General features: G+C 68.5%; 17 protein-coding genes. 8 read left to right on the top strand and 9 right to left on the bottom strand.

Going from position 1 to position 21,045, the window contains the following annotated elements:
• The first annotated feature begins 12 nt into the window (after positions 1-12).
• Together AC6CH2_RS11615 and AC6CH2_RS11610 are read left to right on the top strand one after the other, a co-directional pair.
• Positions 13-1,584 carry a DNA-3-methyladenine glycosylase 2 family protein gene (locus AC6CH2_RS11615; RefSeq protein WP_498269351.1) on the top strand — a complete coding sequence of 524 codons (1,572 nt, stop codon included), beginning with the start codon at positions 13-15 and terminating at the stop codon, positions 1,582-1,584.
• Positions 1,584-2,096, top strand: coding sequence for a methylated-DNA--[protein]-cysteine S-methyltransferase (locus AC6CH2_RS11610; protein WP_498269536.1), 513 nt, complete (start codon positions 1,584-1,586; stop codon positions 2,094-2,096). Before AC6CH2_RS11615 ends, AC6CH2_RS11610 begins: the two co-directional genes overlap by 1 nt.
• A gap of 39 nt (positions 2,097-2,135) precedes the next feature.
• Here AC6CH2_RS11610 and AC6CH2_RS11605 read toward each other — a convergent pair whose 3' ends face one another.
• Entirely contained in the window at positions 2,136-3,416 is a 1,281-nt protein-coding gene (locus AC6CH2_RS11605; RefSeq protein WP_498269350.1) for a formimidoylglutamate deiminase, read from the bottom strand.
• A 187-nt stretch (positions 3,417-3,603) separates the two neighbouring features.
• Here AC6CH2_RS11605 and hutI point away from each other — a divergent pair, with 187 nt between their 5' ends.
• Both hutI and AC6CH2_RS11595 read left to right on the top strand, forming a co-directional pair.
• A complete protein-coding gene (hutI, locus tag AC6CH2_RS11600; protein ID WP_498269349.1) occupies positions 3,604-4,857 on the top strand; it encodes an imidazolonepropionase in 1,254 nt (417 codons plus the stop codon).
• Positions 4,858-5,087: 230 nt separating this feature from the next.
• The gene (locus AC6CH2_RS11595; protein ID WP_498269348.1) at positions 5,088-6,290 is read left to right on the top strand and encodes a dipeptidase; all 1,203 of its coding nucleotides are present in this window, start codon (positions 5,088-5,090) and stop codon (positions 6,288-6,290) included.
• A gap of 108 nt (positions 6,291-6,398) precedes the next feature.
• Here the strand turns inward: AC6CH2_RS11595 and AC6CH2_RS11590 are convergent, their stop codons facing one another.
• The 3 genes from AC6CH2_RS11590 to AC6CH2_RS11580 form a co-directional block, all read right to left on the bottom strand.
• Positions 6,399-7,031, bottom strand: a complete 633-nt coding sequence (locus AC6CH2_RS11590; RefSeq protein WP_498269347.1) for an outer membrane beta-barrel protein — start codon at positions 7,029-7,031, stop codon at positions 6,399-6,401.
• A gap of 248 nt (positions 7,032-7,279) precedes the next feature.
• Positions 7,280-7,468: a 30S ribosomal protein THX gene (locus AC6CH2_RS11585; protein WP_435394669.1), complete on the bottom strand. Its 189-nt coding sequence runs from the start codon at positions 7,466-7,468 to the stop codon at positions 7,280-7,282.
• A 175-nt stretch (positions 7,469-7,643) separates the two neighbouring features.
• Positions 7,644-8,051 (bottom strand): MerC domain-containing protein, encoded by a 408-nt coding sequence (locus AC6CH2_RS11580; protein WP_498269346.1) that lies wholly within the window; start codon positions 8,049-8,051, stop codon positions 7,644-7,646.
• Positions 8,052-8,142: 91 nt separating this feature from the next.
• Here AC6CH2_RS11580 and AC6CH2_RS11575 point away from each other — a divergent pair, with 91 nt between their 5' ends.
• The 3 genes from AC6CH2_RS11575 (at position 8,143) to AC6CH2_RS11565 (ending at position 12,434) form a co-directional block, all read left to right on the top strand.
• Positions 8,143-10,170, top strand: a complete 2,028-nt coding sequence (locus AC6CH2_RS11575) for a TonB-dependent receptor (RefSeq protein ID WP_498269345.1) — start codon at positions 8,143-8,145, stop codon at positions 10,168-10,170.
• Positions 10,171-10,315: 145 nt separating this feature from the next.
• Entirely contained in the window at positions 10,316-10,777 is a 462-nt protein-coding gene (locus tag AC6CH2_RS11570) for a MarR family winged helix-turn-helix transcriptional regulator (RefSeq protein WP_498269344.1), read from the top strand.
• A gap of 409 nt (positions 10,778-11,186) precedes the next feature.
• Complete coding sequence (locus AC6CH2_RS11565; RefSeq protein ID WP_498269535.1) at positions 11,187-12,434, top strand: MFS transporter; 1,248 nt, start codon at positions 11,187-11,189, stop codon at positions 12,432-12,434.
• A gap of 301 nt (positions 12,435-12,735) precedes the next feature.
• On the opposite strand, the gene AC6CH2_RS11560 is transcribed toward AC6CH2_RS11565, so the two are convergent.
• Both AC6CH2_RS11560 and gltX read right to left on the bottom strand, forming a co-directional pair.
• On the bottom strand, positions 12,736-13,224 hold the full coding sequence (locus AC6CH2_RS11560; protein WP_435396986.1) for a transcriptional repressor: 489 nt from the start codon (positions 13,222-13,224) through the stop codon (positions 12,736-12,738).
• Positions 13,225-13,255: 31 nt separating this feature from the next.
• Entirely contained in the window at positions 13,256-14,656 is a 1,401-nt protein-coding gene (gene gltX / locus AC6CH2_RS11555; protein ID WP_498269343.1) for a glutamate--tRNA ligase, read from the bottom strand.
• Positions 14,657-14,886: 230 nt separating this feature from the next.
• Between gltX and lpxH the strand changes: the two genes are divergently transcribed.
• Positions 14,887-15,621 (top strand): UDP-2,3-diacylglucosamine diphosphatase, encoded by a 735-nt coding sequence (gene lpxH, locus AC6CH2_RS11550; protein ID WP_498269342.1) that lies wholly within the window; start codon positions 14,887-14,889, stop codon positions 15,619-15,621.
• Between the two features lie 162 nt (positions 15,622-15,783).
• On the opposite strand, the gene AC6CH2_RS11545 is transcribed toward lpxH, so the two are convergent.
• The 3 genes from AC6CH2_RS11545 to purF form a co-directional block, all read right to left on the bottom strand.
• On the bottom strand, positions 15,784-18,051 hold the full coding sequence (locus tag AC6CH2_RS11545) for a TonB-dependent receptor (RefSeq protein WP_498269341.1): 2,268 nt from the start codon (positions 18,049-18,051) through the stop codon (positions 15,784-15,786).
• 676 nt (positions 18,052-18,727) lie between these two features.
• A complete protein-coding gene (locus AC6CH2_RS11540) occupies positions 18,728-19,543 on the bottom strand; it encodes a ferritin-like domain-containing protein (protein ID WP_498269340.1) in 816 nt (271 codons plus the stop codon).
• A 7-nt stretch (positions 19,544-19,550) separates the two neighbouring features.
• Positions 19,551-21,020 (bottom strand): amidophosphoribosyltransferase, encoded by a 1,470-nt coding sequence (gene purF / locus AC6CH2_RS11535; protein ID WP_498269339.1) that lies wholly within the window; start codon positions 21,018-21,020, stop codon positions 19,551-19,553.
• Positions 21,021-21,045: the final 25 nt, after the last annotated feature.

Raw genomic sequence — 21,045 nt, 5'->3', positions numbered from 1 at the left:
TAGCCTTGTTCCATGGACGCCCCCATCACCCCCGCCCCAACCGCTTCGCTGCCGCACTGGCGGGTCTGCGAGCAGGCCCGTTTCAGCCGGGACCCGCGCTTCGACGGGCTGTTCTTCACCGCGGTCACCAGCACCGGCATCTATTGCCGGCCGGTCTGCCCGGCGCCCGCGGCCAAGCGCGAGAACGTCGTCTATTACGGCCACGCCGCGGCCGCGGAAGCCGCCGGTTTCCGGCCCTGCCTGCGCTGCCGTCCGGAGCTGTCGCCGGGCGAAGGCGCGTGGCGGCGCGGCGACGCCGCGGTGGCGCGCGCGCTCAAGCTGATCGACGAAGGCCTGCTCGCCGATCAACCGCTGGCGACGCTGGCCGAACGCGTCGGCGTCGGCGAACGCCAGTTGCGGCGCCTGTTCGTCGAGCGCCTCGGCGCGCCGCCGATCGGCGTGCACGGCACGCGGCGGTTGCTGTTCGCCAAGCAGTTGTTGACCGAAACCCGCCTGCCGATCACCGAGGTCGCGATGGCCGCCGGCTTCGGCAGCCTGCGCCGTTTCAACACTACTTTTCGCGAGGCCTACCGGATGGCGCCGCGCGATCTGCGCCGGCGCCCGAACGAAAGCCCCGAAGGCAACGGCGACAGCCTGATCCTGCGCCTGGGCTATCGCCCGCCCTACGACTTCGCGGCGATGCTCGACTTCCTGCGCGGCCGCGCCCTGCCCGGCGTCGAAGCGGTCGATGCGCATAGCTACAGCCGGGTGATCGGCCCGATCGATACGCCCGGCTGGTTGCGCGTCAGCGCCTGGCCCGGCGGCGAGCATGCGCTGAAGCTGGAACTGCACGGGCCGAAGCCGGCGCGCCTGCTCGAGATCACCAACCGCCTGCGCCGCATGTTCGATCTCGACGCCGATCCGAACGCGATCGCCGCGGCGCTGTCGGTCGATCCGCGACTAAAGACTTTGCTGGCGAAGCGCCCGGGGCTGCGCCTGCCGAGCGGCTGGGACGGTTTCGAGATATCGGTGCGCGCGATCCTCGGCCAGCAAGTCAGCGTCGCCGCCGCGCGCACCCTGGCGACGCGGCTCGCGCAGCGCTTCGGCGAAGCCTTGCCCAAGCCTTTCGCCGCCGGCCTCGAACATCTGTTCCCGACGCCGGAAGCCCTGGCCGACGCCGACCTCACCCAGATCGGCCTGACCCGGGCCCGCGCCGATACGGTGCGTACGGTCGCGCGCGCGCTGCTCGACGGCCGGGTCGATTTCCGCGCCGAACGCACCCTCGACGATTTCGTCGCGCGCTGGGTCGCCCTGCCCGGCATCGGCCCATGGACCGCGCACTACGTCGCGATGCGCGCGCTCGGCCACCCCGACGCATTCCCGGCCGACGACCTGGTGCTGCAGAAAGCGGTGCCCGAAGACGGCGTGCGCATGACCGCGAAGGCGCTCAACGCGCGCGCCGAAGCCTGGCGCCCGTGGCGGGCCTATGCGGTGATCCACGTCTGGCGCGACAGCATGCCGGTGCCCATCGGCAAGGCCGCCGGCGATGCCGCTGCAACCGCCGCGAAACCCGCTGCGACGAAGAAACCCCGGAAGGCCGCATGATCACGTTCCAGCATATCGACAGCCCGGTCGGCCGGTTGCTGCTCGCCAGCGCCGACGACGGCCTGCGGGTGATCGAGTTCGAAGCGCCCTGGCATCCGGTCAAGCGCGGCGCGGACTGGCACGAGGGCGACAACGGCGTGCTGCTCGAAACGCGCAGGCAACTCGGCGAATACTTCGCCGGCACGCGCCAGGCGTTCGACCTGCCGCTGGCGCCGCACGGCACGCCATTCCAGTTGCAGGTGTGGCGCACGCTGATGCAGATCCCGTGGGGCGAGACCTGGAGCTATGCGCAGATGGCCCGGCATATCGGCCAACCCACCGCGACCCGCGCGGTCGGCGCGGCCAACGGCCGCAATCCGCTGCCGATCGTGCTGCCCTGCCATCGCGTGATCGGCTCCGACGGCAGCCTGACCGGTTTCGGCGGCGGCCTGCCGACCAAGGAATTCCTGCTCACCCTCGAAGGCGTGCTGCCGCGGCGGGTGCCGATCGACGATCTGTTCGCGCCGGCCTGAGCGCGAGCCGCGACCGCGCGATCACTCACGCGCGGCGCGTCAATCCGCGAGCAGGGCCCGCAAGGTGCGGCCGTAACGCGCGGCGATGGCGTCGCGGTCGCGATGACGGCCTTCGGCGACCAGCCGGCGGCCGCCGACATGCACTTCGCGCACTGTATTGCGGTTGCCGCTGAACAACCAGCGATCGATGTAGTCCTCGTCGGTCGCGCCAGCGAAGACCGGGGCGTCCCGGTCCAAGGTCAGGAAATCGCCGGCCAGGCCGATCGCATCGAAGCCGGTCGAGCGCTCGGCACTGGCGACCACGCCGCGCAGCAAGGTCTCGCCGACGCTGGTCGAATGCGAACCGACCGCGATGTTGCGGCGTCGCGTAATCAGGCGCTGGCCGTATTCGAGCCAGCGCAGCTCCTCGACCGGCGACACCGAGATATGCGAGTCCGAGCCCACGCCCCAGGCGCCGCCGGCATCGAGGTAATCGCGCAGCGGAAACAGGCCGTCGCCGAGGTTGGCCTCGGTGGTGGTGCAGATCGCCACGGTCGCGCCGCTGTCGGCGATGCCCTGCACTTCGCCGGCATCGAGATGGGTCGCGTGCACCAGGGTCCAGCGTTCGTCGACCTGCGCATGATCGAGCAGCCAACGCACCGGCCGCGCCTTGCGGATCGCCAGGCAGTCTTCGACCTCGGCGATCTGCTCGGCGATGTGCACGTGCACGCGGCTGTCGTCCGGCAAAGCCGCGAGCACTTCGCGCATCGGCGCCGGCGGCACCGCGCGCAGGCTGTGCAGGCAGCAACCGACTTTCAACAGTTCGTCGGACTCGACGCGCAGGCTGTCGAGCAGGCGCAGATAGGCATCGACATCGTGACCGAAACGGCGCTGGCGCTCGCCGAGCGGGCGTTCGTCGAACCCGCCGGTCATGTACAGCACCGGCAGCAGGGTCATGCGGATGCCGGTTTCGCGCGCGGCCTCGATCAGGGCGCGCGACATCGCCGCCGGGTCGGCATAGGGCCGGCCATCCGGGGCGTGATGCAGATAGTGGAATTCGCAGACCGTGGTGTAGCCGGCTTCGAGCATCTCCACATACAACTGGCTGGCGACCGCGTGCAGCGACTCCGGGGTGAAGCGTCCGGCGAAGCGGTACATGGTCTCGCGCCAGGTCCAGAAGCTGTCTTTCGGGTCGCTCTGGCGCTCGGCCATGCCGGCCATCGCGCGCTGGAAGGCATGCGAATGCAGGTTGGCGATGCCCGGCACGATGCGTTCGATGATGGTGTCGTCGCGGCGCCAGCCGGCGGGCGTCCAGAGAGCGGCTTGGTCTGAGGTCGTCATGCGCGCATTCTCGCCTGCGCGGGCGCGCGATGCGACCGGCGCGGCGCGTTGGCTGAGATCGCCCCAAAAGGATGGCCCCAAACGAATCTGCCTCGCAGAATCCGCCTCGCAGAATCTGCCTCGCAGAACCGGCTCGCTGAACCGGCTCGCTGAATCGGCCGTAATCGCCCCATGTAGAATCGGCCCCATGAGCACCGCACCCTACCCCGCGGCCGGCGGCCGCTACGACGGCCTCATCGTCGGCGCCTCGTTGGCCACCCTCGACGCCGCGCAAGGCTACGGCGAGATCGCCGACGCCGTCCTGGCCTGGCGCGACGGCCGCATCGCCTATGCCGGGCCGCGCAGCGCGCTCGGCGCCGACCCGGGGAGCCTCGCCGATACGGTGATCGAGGCCGACGGCTGGATCACCCCGGGGCTGGTCGACTGCCACACCCACCTGGTCTTCGCCGGCGATCGCGCGCGCGAGTTCGAGCAGCGCCTGCAGGGCGCGAGCTACGAAGAGATCGCCCGCGCCGGCGGCGGCATCGTGTCGAGCGTGCGCGCGACCCGCGCCGCCGACGAAGCCGAGCTGCTGCGCCAATCGCTGCCGCGCGCCCGCGCCCTGCTCGCCGACGGCGCCACCACGTTGGAGATCAAGTCCGGCTACGGCCTGGACTTCGACAACGAACGCAAGATGCTGCGGGTGGCGCGCGCGCTCGGCGAGTCGCTCGGCGTCGAGGTGCGCACGACGTATCTGGCCGCGCATGCGCTGCCGCCCGAGTACGCCGGGCGCGCCGACGATTACATCGACGCGGTCTGCGAATGGATGCCGCGCCTGCACGGCGAACGCCTGGTCGACGCGGTCGACGCGTTCTGCGAAGGCATCGGTTTCAGCGCGGCGCAGACCCGCCGCGTGTTCGAGGCCGCGCGCGCGCTCGGCCTGCCGGTCAAGCTGCACGCCGACCAGCTCAGCGACCTCGGCGGCGCCGCCCTGGCCGCAAGCTTCGAGGGCCTGTCGGCCGACCACGTCGAACACACCTCGCTCGACGGCGTGCGCGCGATGGCCGCGCACGGCACGGTCGCGGTGTTGCTGCCGGGTGCGTTTCACGTGCTGCGCGAAACCAAGCTGCCGCCGCTCGACGCCTTTCGCGAACACGGCGTGGCGATGGCGGTGGCGACCGACTGCAATCCGGGCACCTCGCCCTTGCTGTCGATGCGCCAGGCCATGCAGCTGTCGTGCACGCACTTCCGCCTGACTCCGGAAGAGGCCCTGCGCGGCGCGACCGTGCATGCGGCGCGCGCCTTGGGCCTGGACGATCGCGGCGTGCTGCGGGTCGGCGCACGCGCCGACTTCGTGCAGTGGCGCATCGGCCATCCGTCGGAGCTGTGTTATTGGCTCGGCGGCGGCCTGGCCCAGCGGGTGTGCGCCGGCGGGCGGATGTTGGTCGATACGGCCGGCTAGGTTCGGTACCGATCGGCGCCGGCTTTTTTAGCCCGAATCCTTCGACGCAACGATCGGACCGCGGACGGTCGCGGCTTGCGCCGCTCCTGCCCTTTGAAGCGCCGCTCCGGACGAGCCCGCGCCGACGACCTGCGCATACGCTGCGCCGCCGCAAGGCAGTCGCGGCGCGCTGTTGTACGCTGGCCGTCCGATGCGGCATCGCGCCGCCTTCGCTGCCCCCTGGAGGTACCGTGCGGACCGTTCTCGCTCTTGCCCTGCTGCTGTCGTCGCCGTTCGCGCTCGCCGACCAGCCCCTCAGCGCGGGCCAGCGCTTCGCCCAGGACGCGATCATCGTCGACACTCATATCGACGCGCCGAGCGGACTGCTGCGTCGCTGGAACGACCTCGGCGTGGACACGCCCAAGGTCGAATTCGACTACCCGCGCGCGCGCCAGGGCGGGCTCGATGTCGCCTTCATGTCGATCTACACCTCGCCCGGCGAAGACGCGGCCGGCACCGCTCAGCAGACCGCGCACACCCAGATCGACGCGGTCGAGGCGATGATCGGCCGCCACCCCGACAAGTTCGCCCTGCTGCGTTCGCCGGCCGACCTGGACCGCCTGCACGAACGCGGCCAGCGCGTGCTGCTCGCCCTCGGCATGGAGAACGGCGCGCCGATCGGCGACGACCTCGCCCAGCTCGCGCGCTTCCACGCCCGCGGCGTGCGCTACATCACCCTCGCCCATGGCCAGGACAACCGCATCAGCGATTCGTCCTACGACCCGCGCCATAAGTGGAAGGGCCTGAGCCCGTTCGGCGAGCAGGTCGTCGACGAAATGAACCGGCTCGGCATCATGGTCGACGTTTCGCACCTGTCCGACGACGCGGTGCGAGACGTGCTCGCGCGCAGCAAGGCGCCGGTGATCGCCAGCCATTCCGGCCTGCGCCATTTCACCCCGGGCTTCGAACGCAACCTTAGCGACGAACTCGCCAAGGCGGTCGCGGCGAAGGGCGGCGTGGTCCAGATCGTGTTCGGCAACGCCTTCGTCGACCCGGCCTCGGCCGCCGACACCCAGGGCTATTTCGACGCCAACGCCAAGTTCGAGAAGGAACAGGCCGCCGCACGCGCACGCGGCGAAACCGTGCAGAGCCAGGAAGCCTTCGACCAGGCCTGGGAAAAAGCGCATCCGCCGCGCGCGGTCAAGATCGATGCGGTGCTCGACCAGATCGACTACGGCATCAAGCTGCTCGGCGCCGATCATGTCGGCATCGGTTCGGACTTCGACGGCGTCAGCGGCGCGCTGCCGGAAGGCCTGAAGTCGGTCGCCGACTATCCGAACCTGATCGAAGGGCTGAAGGCGCGCGGCCATTCCGACGAGACCATCCGCAAGGTGCTCGGCGGCAATCTGCTGCGGGTGTGGAGCGCGGTCGAGAAGCTGGCGCAGAAGTCCTAAGCCGGGCCGGCTGCACGTCCGCGGCATCGCCGCCGCTGCTGGCTGCGTGAACCATAAAGAAGAAGCCCGGCTTGCGCCGGGCTTCCGCTATCGCACAGACGCAGCCGCTCAGAAGCTGGCGCGGACACCCAGATTGAACTGGCTGACCTTGTCGCCGAATTCGGCTTCGCCGACGATGCCCCAGGTCTCGTTGAACTTGACCAGAGCGCCGATCGTGCCGCTGAATTCGCCGTCGTAGACGTCGCCGTCGGTGTAGTTGGCCTTGACCCAGCCTTCGAAGTTCGCCGCCAGATCGCCGCGCAGGCCGAGCGAGGCGCGGTAGTCGTCGCCTTCGCCGGCTTCTTCGCCCTCGACGTCGATTTCGGTGCGCAGGTAGCTCAGTTCGCCGGTCCAGTCGACGCGGTCGGACAGGGTGTGGTGGTAGCCCAGGCCGACGTGGTACTGCTTGGAGTCGATGTCGGCTTCGCCCAGGCGGGTGCCGAGGTAGCTGACGTCGATGTCGTCGCTGCCCTGGCGGTAGCCGCCGAACAGGTGCATCGCATCGTTCACGGCGAACGAACCGGCGATGTAACCGCCGGCGGCCTTCGGATCCTGGATGCTGATGTCTTCATCGATGCTCGGCAGTTCGAACTTCTGCACCGAGTAACCGCCTTCGACGTAGTTGTAGCTCAGGCCGTCGGCGGCAGCGGCCGCAGACGAGGCCATGGCCAGCGCGAGCGCCAGCGCGAGTTGCGTCTTCATAAATCCCCTTGATCCTTCGAAATGTGATGGCCGTTCCCTTCCTCGGGAACGCGCGCATCTTAATGAAAAAATTACATCTTGTCTGTGTGTGCCCGATGGCCTAAGCGCCGGCCGGAAACACCGTTCCGGTCGGTTGCCGTCGCCGCGTCGAGCGCGGTGCAGGCCGGGAAGGGCCGAAAGACAGGCCCGAAGACAGGCAAAAAAAAGCCCCGCGATGCGGGGCTTTCTCGACCAGCCTCGAGGCCGGTTTATTCCTTGGCGGCGGTCTTCTTGGCCACGACCTTCTTGGCCGGTGCCTTGGTCGCGCTCTTGACGGCGGCCTTCTTCGCCACCGGCGCGGCGGCGGTGCCGGTCGCCTTGCTCACGGCCTTGCGGGCGTTGCCGTAGCTGGAGTTGTAGCGCTTGCCCTTGGCGGTCTTGCGGTCGCCTTTACCCATGGTCGTGCTCCTAATTAAGACGTTCTACAGTTGAATCGAAAGGTGGTCCGCGCAAGCTGCAGGCGAGATAGCCGGGGGCCGAGGCCCGGGTTCCGGCGCTGCGCGGCCGCGCGCGAGGCTGCGAAGCCTAGCACAAGCGTCGATCCGGGGCGCTCGGGCCCGCGCCGGCAGGCGCTCAGTGAGCGCAGCTGGCGTCGTGGACGTGGCTGTGGTTCAGGCGCAGGTTGGCCAGGTGGGCCAGGCCGACCAGGGTGCCGCCGAAGGTCATGGCGACGGCGTGCGGCAGGGTCGAGCCGTGCAGCGGCGGGTACAGCACGCCGATCCACAGTGCGCCCAGGCCCGGAACCAGCAGCGACAGCGCGCGCACCGCATGGTGGCGGCGATAGCCGGAAATCAGGCTGGCGGTGCCGAGCAGGGTGGCGAAGATCACGAAGGCCAGTTCGAAGCCGTCGTCGAACCAACCGGCCAGGCCCAGCGAGGGCAGCACCGCGATCAGCAACGGCAACGCCGCGCAATGGATCGCGCAGGCCAGCGAGCCGAAGGCGCCGATTCGATCGAGTAAGCCGCGTAGCAATGAAGACATGGGGGATGACTTCTGGGATGGTTGTCAATTGGCAAACGTTACTTTATAACATTTCACCATCCCCCGCCAGTTCATCGTCAGCCGGTTCATCATGCCCAAGCCCATCCGTTCATTCCTCGGCGCACGTCGCAGCGCGCTCACTCTCGCCCTGACCCTGGCCCTGCCGGCCGTAGTGGCCACCGCCCAGGCACAGGAGCCGTCCACGGGCTCCACCGCCAGCGACACCCGCCACGACAAGGCTACCAGCCTCGACGCCGTTGTCGTCACGGCGACCCCACTGCAGTCCAGCGCCGAGGAACTGGCCCAGCCGGTCGAAGTGCTGGCCGGCGAAAAGCTCGACGAAGCGCGCGGCACCACCCTCGGCGAAACCATCGGCAAGCTGCCCGGCGTGCAGAGTTCCAACTTCGGCGCCGGCGTCGGCCGCCCGATCATCCGCGGCCTGGAAGGCCCGCGCGTCGGCGTGCTGACCGGCGGCCTGGCCAGCCAGGACGTGTCCACCGTCAGCCAGGACCACAACGTCACCGTCGAGCCTTTCCTCGCCGACCAGATCGAAGTGCTCAAGGGCCCGGCCACCCTGCTCTACGGCAGCGGCGCGATCGGCGGCGTGGTCAACGTGGTCGACGGCCGCATCGCCGAGCGCCCGCTCGACGAGACCGTGTCCGGCCGCGCCGAAATCCGCCACGACACCGTCAACGACGGCGTCACCGGCATGGCCCGCGTCGATGCGATGGGCGCCGACGGCGCCCTGGTCCTGCATGCCGACGGCGTGTACCGCAACAACAAGGATTACCAGACCCCGCTCGGCCGCCAGCGCAACAGCTTCGTCGACACCAAGACCGGCGCGCTCGGCGCCTCGCTGGTCGGCGACCTGGGCTTCCTGGGCTTCTCCGCCGCGCGCTACGAAGACCGCTACGGCAACCCCGGCGAGCCGGGCGATGCGCTCGAAGGCGAAGCGCCGGTGCACATCGACATGAAGCAGAACCGCTTCGAAGTGAAGGGCGGGATCAACCAGGCCTTCGGCATCTTCAGCGGCCTGCGCGCGAGCGTGGCCGACACCGAATACGAACACATCGAGTTCGAAGGCGACGAGGTCGGCACGCGTTTCCTCAGCGACGCCACCGAAGGCCGCCTGGAACTGACCCACAAACCCTTCGCCGGCTGGGTCGGCGCGGTCGGCGTGCAGGGCTACCAACGCAAGTTCCAGGCGATCGGCGAAGAAGCCTTCGTGCCGAAGACCAAGACCCGCGCCGCCGGCCTGTTCGTCACCGAGCAGCGCAACTGGGATCCGCTGCAGCTCGAGCTCGGCGCGCGCGTGGACAAGATCGAAAGCTCGCCGTTCGGCGCGGCCAAGCGCGATTTCACCCCGGTCAGCCTGTCGGCCGGCGCGCTGTGGAAGTTCAGCGACGCCTGGCGCCTGAGCCTCAACCTCGACCGCGCCGAACGCGCGCCGGCCGAGGAGGAATTGTTCGCCGACGGCCCGCACGCGGCGACCGCCTCGTTCGAAATCGGCGATGCCGAGCTGCGCAAGGAGCGCGCGAACCAGGTCGAACTCGGCCTGCATTACCACGGCGCGAAATTCGAGGCCAAGCTCGCCGCCTACCAGACCCGCTTCGACGGTTTCATCTATCTGGTCGACACCGGCGAGATCGAGGACGACCTGCCGGTGCGCCAGTGGAGCCAGGCCGACGCCAAGTTCACCGGGTTCGAAGGCGAGGCGATCGCCCACCTGTTCGACGGCGACGCCGGCAAGTTCGACGTGCGCGTGTTCGGCGACAGCGTGCGCGCCAAGCTCGACAACGGCGGCAACCTGCCGCGCATCGCGCCGGGCCGGGTCGGCGGCGAGCTGCGCTGGGACGCCGATTCCTGGCGCGCGTCGCTCGGCGCGACCCGTTACATGAAGCAGGACAAAGTCGCGGCCAACGAAACCCCGACCGACGGCTACACCCTGGTCGACGCCCATCTGGCCTATCACTGGGACGCCGGCAACCTGGGTTACGAGGTGTTCCTCAACGGCAGCAACCTGACCGACGAAGAGGCGCGCGTGCACACCTCCTTCCTCAAGGACAGCGTGGTGCTGCCCGGCCGCGGCGTCGATTTCGGCGTGCGGGTGTTCTTCTGACGGCGCGCCTTTCGCCGGGCGCCAACTGACTTCGGGGCTCGCAACGATCTCTCTCCAAGTCGTGACCTGACGCTGCCCCGTGGCCCAGACGCCGACCTCGTGTCGGCGTTTGCGGTCGCGGCGCCATTAGGTGTATATACACATAATGAGTCCCGGTATCGAAACCGCCCCCGCCCCGACGCCGACCCAGAGCGTCTGCACCTGTTTCCGCATGCGCAAGCTCGCGCGACTGATGAGCCAGCGCTACGACCAGGCCCTGGCGCCGGCCGGGATCAACCTGAACCAGTACTCGATCCTGCGCCGCACCGGCGGCCAGGGCCGGCCGCTCGGCGAGATCGCTCGCGAACTCGGCATGGACCGCACTACCCTGAGCCGCGACCTCAAGCCGCTGGTGCAGGCGAACTGGATCGAGACCGTCCCCGGCGTGGATGCGCGCCAACGCCGCCTGCGCATCACCGCCGAAGGCCGGCGCGTGATCGAACACGCGCAACCCTTGTGGCGCCGCGCGCAGGACGCGATCGACCAAGGGCTCGGCGCCGAGGGCGTCGCCGCTCTGCACGCGCAACTGGATCGCGCGATCGCGCAGTTGCAGGACGACGGCCCGTGAGCGGGCCGAGGCGAGCCATTCGTTCCGGGTTCCTGAACCGTTCCGGCCAGGGCGCATCGCATCCTGTTTCCAGACGAGCCAGCGCTCGATGGCTTGCACGCAAGGGCGCTCGAGCTCCGTGGGTTCCCGCTTTCGCCGGAATGACGACAGCCCAGGCAGGCAGCGAACCGCAAGAACGCGCATCGACCTCGCCGCATCGACGCCGGGATCGGGCAAATACTTCGACTTACTTACCGCTCGCCACCGTGCGAGAGCGGACTGTTCGCTTGGACGAAGCCGCCCTGCAGCACAGTCTTGAACCGTCGCGCGGCTGTCCGTCCGCAACGCCCCGCACTCCATGCTCACGACCGCCACGCTCGTCCCATCCCTCCCCGCAGTTCTCTCTGCCGCCGAGAAACCCATGAGCACGATGTCCCCATCGCCCACGATCAAGCCCGCTTCGTATTGGCCGCTGCTGCTCGCGGCCACCGCGATGCTGATGATCACCATGGGCATCCGCCAGTCGCAGGGCCTGTTCGTCAAACCGATCGGCCTGAGCACGGGGCTCGGCATCGCCGAGATCAGTTTCGCCCTGGCGATCGGCCAATTCGTCTGGGGCGCGGTGCAGCCGGTGTTCGGCGCACTGGCCGATCAACGCGGGCCGGGCCGCGTGCTGGTGTTCGGCGGCGTGCTGTTGATCGCCGGCATGGGGCTGACCCCGTTCGTGTCTTCGCAATGGGGCCTGATGGTGACCCTGGGCCTGCTCGGCGCGGCCGGCGCCGGCGCCGGCAGCTTCTCGATCCTGATCGGCGCCACCGCGCAGCGTCTGCCGGCGGAAAAGCGTTCGATGGCGGCCGGCTTCATCAATGCCGGCGGCTCGCTCGGCCAGTTCGTGTTCGCGCCGCTGGTGCAGGCGGTGATCGCCGCCTCGGGCTGGATGATGGCGATGTGGACACTCGCCGTCGCCGCGATCGCGACCCTGCCGCTGGCCTGGCCGTTGCGGCGCCGCGTCGCGCCCGCCGCTGCGCCCGGCAGCGTCGTCGCCGCGCCGGCGGCCGAAATCGGCCTGCGCGCGCAACTGCGCATCGCCCTGCGCGACCCGAGCTACTGGATGCTGCACCTGGGCTTCTTCACCTGCGGCTTCCACATCGCCTTCCTCGTCACCCACCTGCCCGGCGAGATCGCCCTGTGCGGCCTGTCGGACAATGTTTCGGCGGTGTCGCTGGCCCTGATCGGCTTGTTCAACATCGCCGGCAGCCTCGCCGCCGGCTGGCTCGGCCAGCGCTATCGCATGAAGCACCTGCTCGCGCTGATGTACGCCAGCCGCGCGGCGATGATCGCGATCTACCTGCTGTCGCCGCCGACCCCGCTGACGTTCTATCTGTTCGCCGCCGGCCTGGGTCTGACCTGGCTGGCGACGGTGCCGCCGACCGCCGGCCTGGTCGGCAAACTGTTCGGGCCGCGCTATCTGGGCACCCTGTTCGGCCTGACCCTGTTCTCGCACCAGATCGGCGGCTTCTTCGGCGCCTGGTTCGGCGGCATCGCGATGGCGAAGTTCGGCGACTACACTTGGATGTGGTATGCCGACATCGCCCTGGCCCTGATGGCCGCGGTCGCGAACTTGCCGATCCGCGAAGCGCAACCGGTCGCGGCGGGCTTGGTGCCGGCGAAGGCTTGAAGGGCCCTACCCGCAGATGCGAATCAGCGGAAGGTTGTGCAGCATCGAGTTGCGCGGCTTCCCCCGCTTCAAAAAGGGGGTTGGGGGATTTGCTTTTGAGCTCGACGCACAGCGCAGCCATACAGCATGAGCAGGCCCCGATCCAAAGGGACTGGTTCAACGAGGCGCTCTCGCCACGGTGTCGCTCACAGGGCGGACTCGCGCGGCTATGCAGTCGCGAATCGAATCCCGAATCCCGAATCCCGAGTCCCGAATCCCGAGTCCCGAGTCCCGAGTCCCGAGTCCCGAGTCCCCAACCACCTTAAACCCTGGCAGCCACGCAATCGGCGCACATCCCGTGCACTTCCAGGGTCTGCGCCTGCGGCACGAAGCCGAGCGCGCGGGCGCGGCCTTCGAGCAGGTCGACGATGCGTTCGTCTTCCAGTTCGGTCGCCGACTGGCAACTGTCGCAGATCAGGAACGGCACCGCGTGCTGGGCGCCGCCGGGGTGGTGGCAGCCGACGTAGGCGTTGATCGAGGCGAGCTTGTGGATGAAACCGTGCTCGAGCAGGAAATCCAGGGCGCGGTAGATCGTCGGTGGCGCGGCGGCGTCGTGGGTGGCCTTCATCTGGTCGAGCAGATCGTAGGCCTTCATCGGCTTGCCGGCCGCGGCGATCAGGCGCAGCGCGTGGGCGCGGATCGGAGTCAACCGCAAGCCGCGCTGGTCGCAGGCCCGCTCCACCTCCTGCACGAAGGCGTCGCCGTCGTGGACGTGGTGCTGGGGATCGGTACAGGCGTGGCTGGTGCTCATGGCGGACTCCATAGTCGCGGCGCGATGCTTCCTACGCAGGGAGTTTAGTGAGGGCGGCGTCGATGCGTTGCAAGGCCTGGGCCTGGCCGGCCAGGTACACCGTATGCGAGATGTCCGGGCTGACCTGGGTGCCGGTGATGGCCACCCGCAATGGCTGGGCGACCTTGCCCATGCCGATCGCCAGCGCTTCGGCGGTCTCGTGCAGGGCCGCCGAGACGGTTTCGGCGGTCCAGGCGCTCAAGCCGCCCAGGCGGGCACGGGCCTCGGCCAGCGGCGCGCGCGCGTTCGCGGTCAGGTGCTTGGCGACCGCGGCATCGTCGTACTCGGTCAGCGGCCGGTACCAGACAGACGCGCGCTCGGCCATGTCCTTGAGGGTCTGGACGCGGTCGCGCAGGGCGATCACCACGTCGGCCGGGGCCGGGCCGCTGGCCAGGTCGTAGCCGTTATGGAGCAGATGCCATTCCAGGTGGCGGCCGACCGCGGCCGGGTCGTCGCTCTTGAGGTATTGCTGGTTGAGCCAACCGAGCTTGGCCGAATCCAGGCGCGAGGCCTTGGAGTTGACGTCCTTGAGCTCGAACAACCGGGTCATCTCCTCGATCGAGAAGATCTCCTGATCGCCGTGCGACCAGCCCAGGCGGACCAGGTAGTTCAGCAACGCGTGCGGCAGATAGCCGGCGTCGCGGTACTGCATGACGTCGGCCGCGCCGGTGCGCTTGGACAGCTTGTTGCCCTCTTCGTCGAGGATCATCGGCAGGTGCGAGAAATGCGGCACCGGCGCGCCCAGCGCCCGGTAGATGTTGATCTGGCGCGGAGTGTTGTTGACATGGTCGTCGCCGCGCACGACATCGCTGATGCGCATGTCGAGGTCGTCGACGACGACGGCGAAGTTGTAGGTCGGGTAGCCGTCGGCGCGGAAGATCACCAGGTCGTCGAGTTCGTTGTTGGCGATCTCGATGCGGCCCTTGACCTTGTCCTCGAATACGACACTGCCGTCGAGCGGGTTCTTGAAGCGGATCACCCGGTTCGGGTCGTCGCGGAAGGGCTCGTTGCGGTCGCGGTAGGCGCCGCTGTAGCGCGGCTTCTCCTTCGCCGCCATCGCCGCATCGCGCGCCGCGGCCAGTTCTTCCTTGGTCTCGTAGGCGTAGTAAGCCGTGCCGGCCGCGACCATCTGCTCGGCGACCTCGCGATAGCGCTCCAGCCGGTGGGTCTGGTAGATCGGGCCTTCGTCGTAGTCCAGGCCTAGCCACTGCATCGCCTCCAGGATCGCGTCGATCGCGGCCTGGGTGCTGCGCTCCTGGTCGGTGTCCTCGATGCGCAGGATGAACTGGCCGCCCGCGCGGCGCGCCTCCAGCCAGCAGTACAGCGCGGTGCGCGCGCCGCCGATGTGCAGGTAACCGGTGGGACTGGGGGCGAAACGGGTGCGGCAGGTCATGCGGGGCTCGGTGAATCCTGGGAGACCGGGGATTTTAACGGAGCCGGGGCGCAGGCGTCGGGAAACCGCGAACCGGCGCCCGCGCAGGAGGCTCGATCGATGCCCATCAGGCGCCTGCCCCAGGCCCACCTGCCTTGCACTACGGCGGATACCGGCGGCGCCCCCGGCCTCGCTCAGGCTCGTCCGCGGCCTACCACGCGCCCATGAACGCCGGTGGCTAAACTAGGCCCATGACGACCCTCTTCATCTCCGACCTCCATCTGGACGCCGAGCGTCCGCAGATCACCGAGCTGTTCGGCCGCTTCGTCCGCGACGAAGCCCGCGGCGCGCAGGCCTTGTACATCCTCGGCGACCTGTTCGAGGCCTGGGTCGGCGACGACGACCCGTCCGAGACCGGCGCCTTCGTCGCGCGCGAGCTCAAGGCCCTGGCCGACAGCGGCGTGCCGGTGTACTTCATCCGCGGCAACCGCGATTTCCTGCTCGGCGAAGACTACGCGCGGCGTGCCGGCATGACCGTGCTGCCCGACCCCGCGGTGGTGCCGCTGTACGGCCAGCCGACCCTGATCGGCCACGGCGACCTGTTGTGCACCGACGACCTCGCCTACCAGCAGTTCCGCGCCCAGACCCGGCACCCGGTCTGGCAGGCGCAGTTCCTGTCGCAGCCGCTCGCGGCCCGGCTGGCCTTCGCGCAACAGGCGCGCGCCGCGAGCAAGGCGCACCAGGCCGGCCTGCGCGACGAGGGCCGCATGGAAACCATCACCGACGTGTCGCCGGCCACGGTCGCCGACACCTTCGCGCGCTACGGCCTCGACCGCATGATCCACGGCCACACCCATCGCCCGGCCGTGCACGAGCTGGAAGTCGCCGGCCGCGCCTGCCAGCGCATCGTGCTCGGCGACTGGTACGAGCAAGGCTCGGTGTTGCGCGTCGACAGCGACGGCGCGCGCCTGCAGACGCTGGACTGAGCGGACCCGCTACCGACCGCGCAAACGAAAGCGCCCGGACGCGAAGTCCAGGCGTTCGCATGGGGCGATGGGATCGAGCAAGACCCCGTCGCTGTGCCGCACCGGCATCCGATGCGGCACGGCAGCGGACGGCACAGCGCCTGCCGCTTAGAGGCGCATTTGTTAGAAGCGCACTTCCGCGGTCAGGAAGGCCTGGCGCGGCGCGCCCGACTGCACGGTGTAGTTCAGGCCGCGCGGATCGGAGGCGACGAAACCGTTGGTGCCGAGGCTGCCGAAGTACTGCTTGTCGAAGGCGTTGGTCAGGTTCAACTGCAGCTTGAACGCATCGGCCCAGGACAGTTCCTTCCACTCGTACGAGGCCGAGGCGTCGACCACCCAGAAACCCGAGACCTGCGAATCGTTGAGGTAGGTCAGGTAGCGCTTGTCGGTGTACTTGGCGCCGAGCTGCAGCGACAGGCCGTCGCGTTCCCAACGCACTTCGGTCGCGTACAGGCGCTTGGGCGCGTCCACCACTTGCTTGCCCTTGGTGCGGACCAGGGTAGTGCCGTCGAGATAATCCGATTCGTACTGCGAATCGTTGAAGGCCAGCGAGTGGTACCAGCTGAAACCGGCGAACGGCTTCCACACCACGGTCACTTCGGCGCCGCGGCTTTCCACGTCGCCGACGTTGGCGAAACTCGAGGCGCAGCCGACGATGCCGGCGCAACGCGCGATGGCGAGCAGGCGGTTCTCGAAGTTGACCCGGTACACCGCTACCGACGCCTCGATCTGCTCGCGGCTGGTGCGCAGGCCCGCTTCCAGGGTCTTGGAGCTTTCCGGCTCCAACGACGCGACGGCGGCGTTGAACGCGGCCTGCGAGGTCGAATGCGGGCCGTTGACGCCGGTGCGGAAGGCCGACAGGTTTTCGCTGTAGGAGCCGAAGATCTCCTCGTGCTCGCTCAACTGCCAGCGCGCGCCGAGCTGCGGCAGGAAGTTGTCTTCCGACACCAGCTTGCCGCTGGCGCGGCTGGCGCCGCCGATCAGGGTCTTGCCGTCGGTTTCCACGCGCAGGCCCTTGAAGCCGGCATCGATGGCCAGACGGCCGCCGATGAACTCCATGTGGTCGAGCACGTAGAACTGGCGCGTGTCGGTGTCGAAACGCTGGCGGAACACGCGCGCGCTCGGGTTGCGATAGAAGAAGATCTCGTCCGGCGCTTCGTTGCGCTGCAGGTCGTAGAAGTTGCGCTGCACGCCGTGGGCGTTCTTCTCCAGCCACAGGCCGGCCTGCAGGCGGTGATCGCCGATCTGCCAGGTCAGGCTCGGCATGATGCCGGTGCGCTCGATGTCGTATTCGGTGGTGCGCATGCGCAGCGGCACGGTCGGCGAGACCGCGTACGGCGTCGCCCAATGACCCTGGCCCTGGTTGTTGTGGTAGTAGGCGGTGGCCGACAGCACCAGGTCGTCGCTGACGTTCCAGTCGGCGCTGAGGTAGGCCAGATCGTCGTCGCGCACGCCGCGGGCGATGTAATACGCGTCGTCGAGGCTGGTCACGCCGCCGCTGAACTTGCCGTTGGCGGCGTCGATCGCGCGCTGCCAGTCGTTGGCGTAGTTGTCCCAGTCCATGCCGAGGCGGCGCGCGGATTCGAGCGAAAGATCGGCGTAGTCGGTCTCGCGGCGGCGCGAAGTCGCGGCATAACCGGTCACTTTGACTTCGTCGTTGGCGTAGACGAACTTGCCGTTGAACTGGCCGTTGCGCTGCGGGCCCTCGCCCTTCCACTTGTCGGTGGTATGGAACACGCCGCTGAGGTAGGCGCTGAAGCCGTTGTGGTCGCCGGTGTCGATGCGCGCATAGGTGCGGCTGGTGGCGTCGCTACCGACGGTCTGCGCCAGGCGCAGGCCGTACTCGGCCATCGGATCGGCGCTGAAGAAGCGCAAGGTGCCGCCGAGGTTGCCCGAGGAAGCGGTGTCGATCGCGCCGCTGCCCTGCGAAAGCTCGGCGCCGGACAGGTTTTCGGAGGCGATCGCGCGGCTGATGTGCAGGCCGTTGTGGTTGCCGTAGCTCATGTCGCCGAGCGGCACGCCGTCGAGGGTGAAGCCGAGCTGCTGCTGCGAGAAGCCACGGATGCTGAGCTTGCTCGACCACTCGTAGTTGCCCCAGGGATCGGAGCTCTGGAAGTGCACGCCCGGCAACTTGGCCATGACCTTGAGCGGGCTGGTGCCGGCGGCCACGCGCTGCAGGTCCTGCTTGCCCAACGACTGCACCTGGCGGGTCTGGCCGGTGCCGACCACGGAGACCGCGTCGAGAGTGGTGGCGTCGTCGACCGCGCCCGCGCCGACCGCGGCGGTGGCCGGATCGACAGCGGCGGTGGTGGCGGTTTCGGCGGCGAGGCTGTTGCCGGCGTACAGGCAGAACAGAATCGAGGCGGCGAGGAGCGTCGTCTTCGTCGTCATTTCAGGGGAACTTCCAAATCAGAGTGGCCGCCGCGCGTAATGCGCAGTCCGCTCTTGGGCGGCGTCAGAGCGAAGCCCGGAAGTCTGTCGACTTGGTGTGAACGGGATATTGCAGAGCCGCGTCAGTTGGTGGATTGGGCAAAGAGGCTGGGCGCTGGCCCACACCGAAATGCGCCGCGCGACGGCTCACTTCTCAACTTTCGGAAGCCAAGCGCGCTAGAAGGCGCCTGCCCACTGTCGCTGCCGAACAGCACCCACCGTCATCCTCGCTGCCCGTCTTTGCTTTCCAACGTTTCAACCAGTCGATCAGGCGGATCGATGACGCGAATCGAGTCGCCCGCCGTCCCGCTTCAGATTTCGGCCAACCCTGTTGCGAATCGGAATTGAACCGGCCGAGCGACACAATGCCTCTTCCTATTCACTCCGGAGCATAGCTTTTTGGCGGATTTCCAAAGCCGTTCCAGAATGCCCACAGCCGCCCACAGTGTGTGGCACTCCAACATGCTTCTCATTTCTCGATACAGCTCCTCCGCGTCTATTTTCCCGGTATGCGACATCCGATATCACCAGCCATTCGTTAGGATTTTGAATGGACTCATGGCTTTATTCGCACGCCGCAAGCACAAAGAAAGGAAGATGCCCTTTCGTCGCGACGAGCGACAGCGACCGCAGCAGCTCAACGGACCGCGAAGGCCTCGAGCATGCGCAGCTCTTCCTCGTCGAAGCCGGCGGCGCTGCGCGCATCGAAATTGAACGGCCCGTAGAGTACGGCGCGCGCGTATTCGGCCAGCAGTTCGCGAAAGCGCGGCAACGGGTCGACGCCGGCGCGTTCGCAATACCAGCGGAACCAGTGCGAGCCGGCGGCGACGTGGGCCACTTCCTCGCGCAGGATGGTTTCGAGGATCGCCACGGTCGCCTCGTCGCCGAGCGAGCGCAGTTTCACGATCATGCCCGGGGTGACGTCGAGCCCGCGCGCTTCCAGCACCCGCGGCACCAGGGCCATGCGCGCCAGGCCGTCGTGGGCGGTCTTCTCGGCCATTTCCCACAGGCCGTTGTGGGCGTCGAAGTCGCCGTAGTCGTAGCCCAGTTCGCGCAGGCGTGCGCGTAACAGGCTGAAATGCCGCGCCTCGTCGTTGGCGACGCCGACCCAGTCGGCATAGAACTGCGCCGGCAAGCCGCGGAAGCGATAGACCGCGTCCCAGCCCAGGTCGATGGCGTTGAATTCGATGTGGGCGATCGCGTGCACGAACGCGGCGCGGCCGTCGGGCGTGCCGAAACCGCGCTTGGGCAGTTCGCGCGGATGCACCAGCGCCGGCTTGGCCGGCCGGCCCGGCATGCGGATCGGCTCGGGCGGCGGCGCATCGCCGGGCAGCGCCAGCTCGCCGCGCGCGAAGGCCTGCGCGGCGGCGAAGGTCAGCTCGACCTTGGCCTCGGGCGTGGACGCATCGAGGCAGGCGCGCGCGGCGTCGAACAGCGAAGTCACCGCGCGCACTCCAGGCTCAGGACGCGCGACGCGTCTTCTTGGCCTCGTCCGAGCGCAGTTGCTGGATGCGCTCGAAGTACCCCGGCTCCACGCCGGTGACGTATTCGCCGTTGAAGCAAGACGAATCGAAGTGGTCGATGCGGTGCTTGGGCCCGGACACCGCCTGTTCGAGGGCGTCGAGGTCCTGGTAGATCAGCCAGTCGCAACCGAGCAGAGTCTGCACTTCCTCGTCGGTGCGGCCGTGCGCGACCAACTCGTCGGTCGAGGGCATGTCGATGCCGTAGATGTTCGGGAACCGCACCGGCGGCGCCGCCGAGGCCAGGTAGACCTTGCGCGCGCCGGCGTCGCGCGCCATCTGCACGATCTGCCGCGAGGTGGTGCCGCGCACGATCGAATCGTCGACCAGCAGCACGACCCGGTTGCGGAACTCCAGCGGAATCGGGTTGAGCTTGCGGCGCACCGACTTCGCCCGCTCGCCCTGCCCCGGCATGATGAAGGTGCGGCCGACGTAGCGGTTCTTGATGAAGCCTTCGCGGTACTTCACCCCGAGGGTGTTGGCGATTTCCAGCGCCGAGTCGCGCGAGGTGTCGGGAATCGGGATGACCACGTCGATATCGTGGTCCGGACGCAGGCGCAGGATCTTTTCGCCGAGGGTCTGGCCCATGCGCATGCGCGCCTTGTGCACCGAGACGTCGTCCATCATCGAGTCGGGACGGGCGAAGTACACGTATTCGAAGATGCACGGCGAGTGCTGGCGCGGCTCCGCGCAAGCGCGGGTGAACAACTCGCCGCGCGGGGTGACGACGATGCCTTCGCCCGGGCGCACGTCGCGCACGCGCTCGAAGCCGAGCAGGTCGAGGGCCACCGATTCGGAAGCCACCGCGTATTCGTCCTGGCCGCCGGTATTGCGCTTGCCGAGCACCAGCGGGCGGATGCCGTGCGGGTCGCGGAACGCGACCAGGCCCAGGCCGAGCACGGTTGCGACCACCGCGTAGCCACCGACGCAACGGCGATGCACGCCTTCGATCGCGGCGAACGCCGAGTCGGCGGTCAGCGCGCGATGGCGGTCGAGTTCATGGGCGAACACGTTGAGCAGCACTTCCGAGTCGGACTCGGTGTTGACGTTGCGGCGGTCCTGCTCGAACACCTCGCGTCGCAGCATGTCGGTGTTGATCAGGTTGCCGTTGTGGGCCAGCGCGATCCCGAACGGCGAGTTGACGTAGAACGGCTGGGCCTCGTCGGAGCCTTCGCTGCCGGCGGTGGGGTAGCGGCAATGGCCGATGCCGACGCGACCTTCGAGCAGGCGCATCGCCGTCTCGTTGAACACGTCGCTGACCAGGCCGTTGCCCTTGTGCACGCGCAGGCGCGCGCCATCGGCGGTGGCGATGCCGGCCGCATCCTGGCCGCGGTGCTGGAGCACCGTAAGTCCGTCGTAAAGCTGAGCGGCGACATCCGTGTTGCCGACGATACCGAGAATGCCGCACATAGCGCTTGATCCTGCTGAGAGTCGT

The organism is Lysobacter sp. GQ73, from assembly GCF_059758755.1.
The sequence above is the reverse complement of the archived record's forward strand: the minus strand, read 5'-3'. Positions and strand labels throughout refer to the sequence as shown.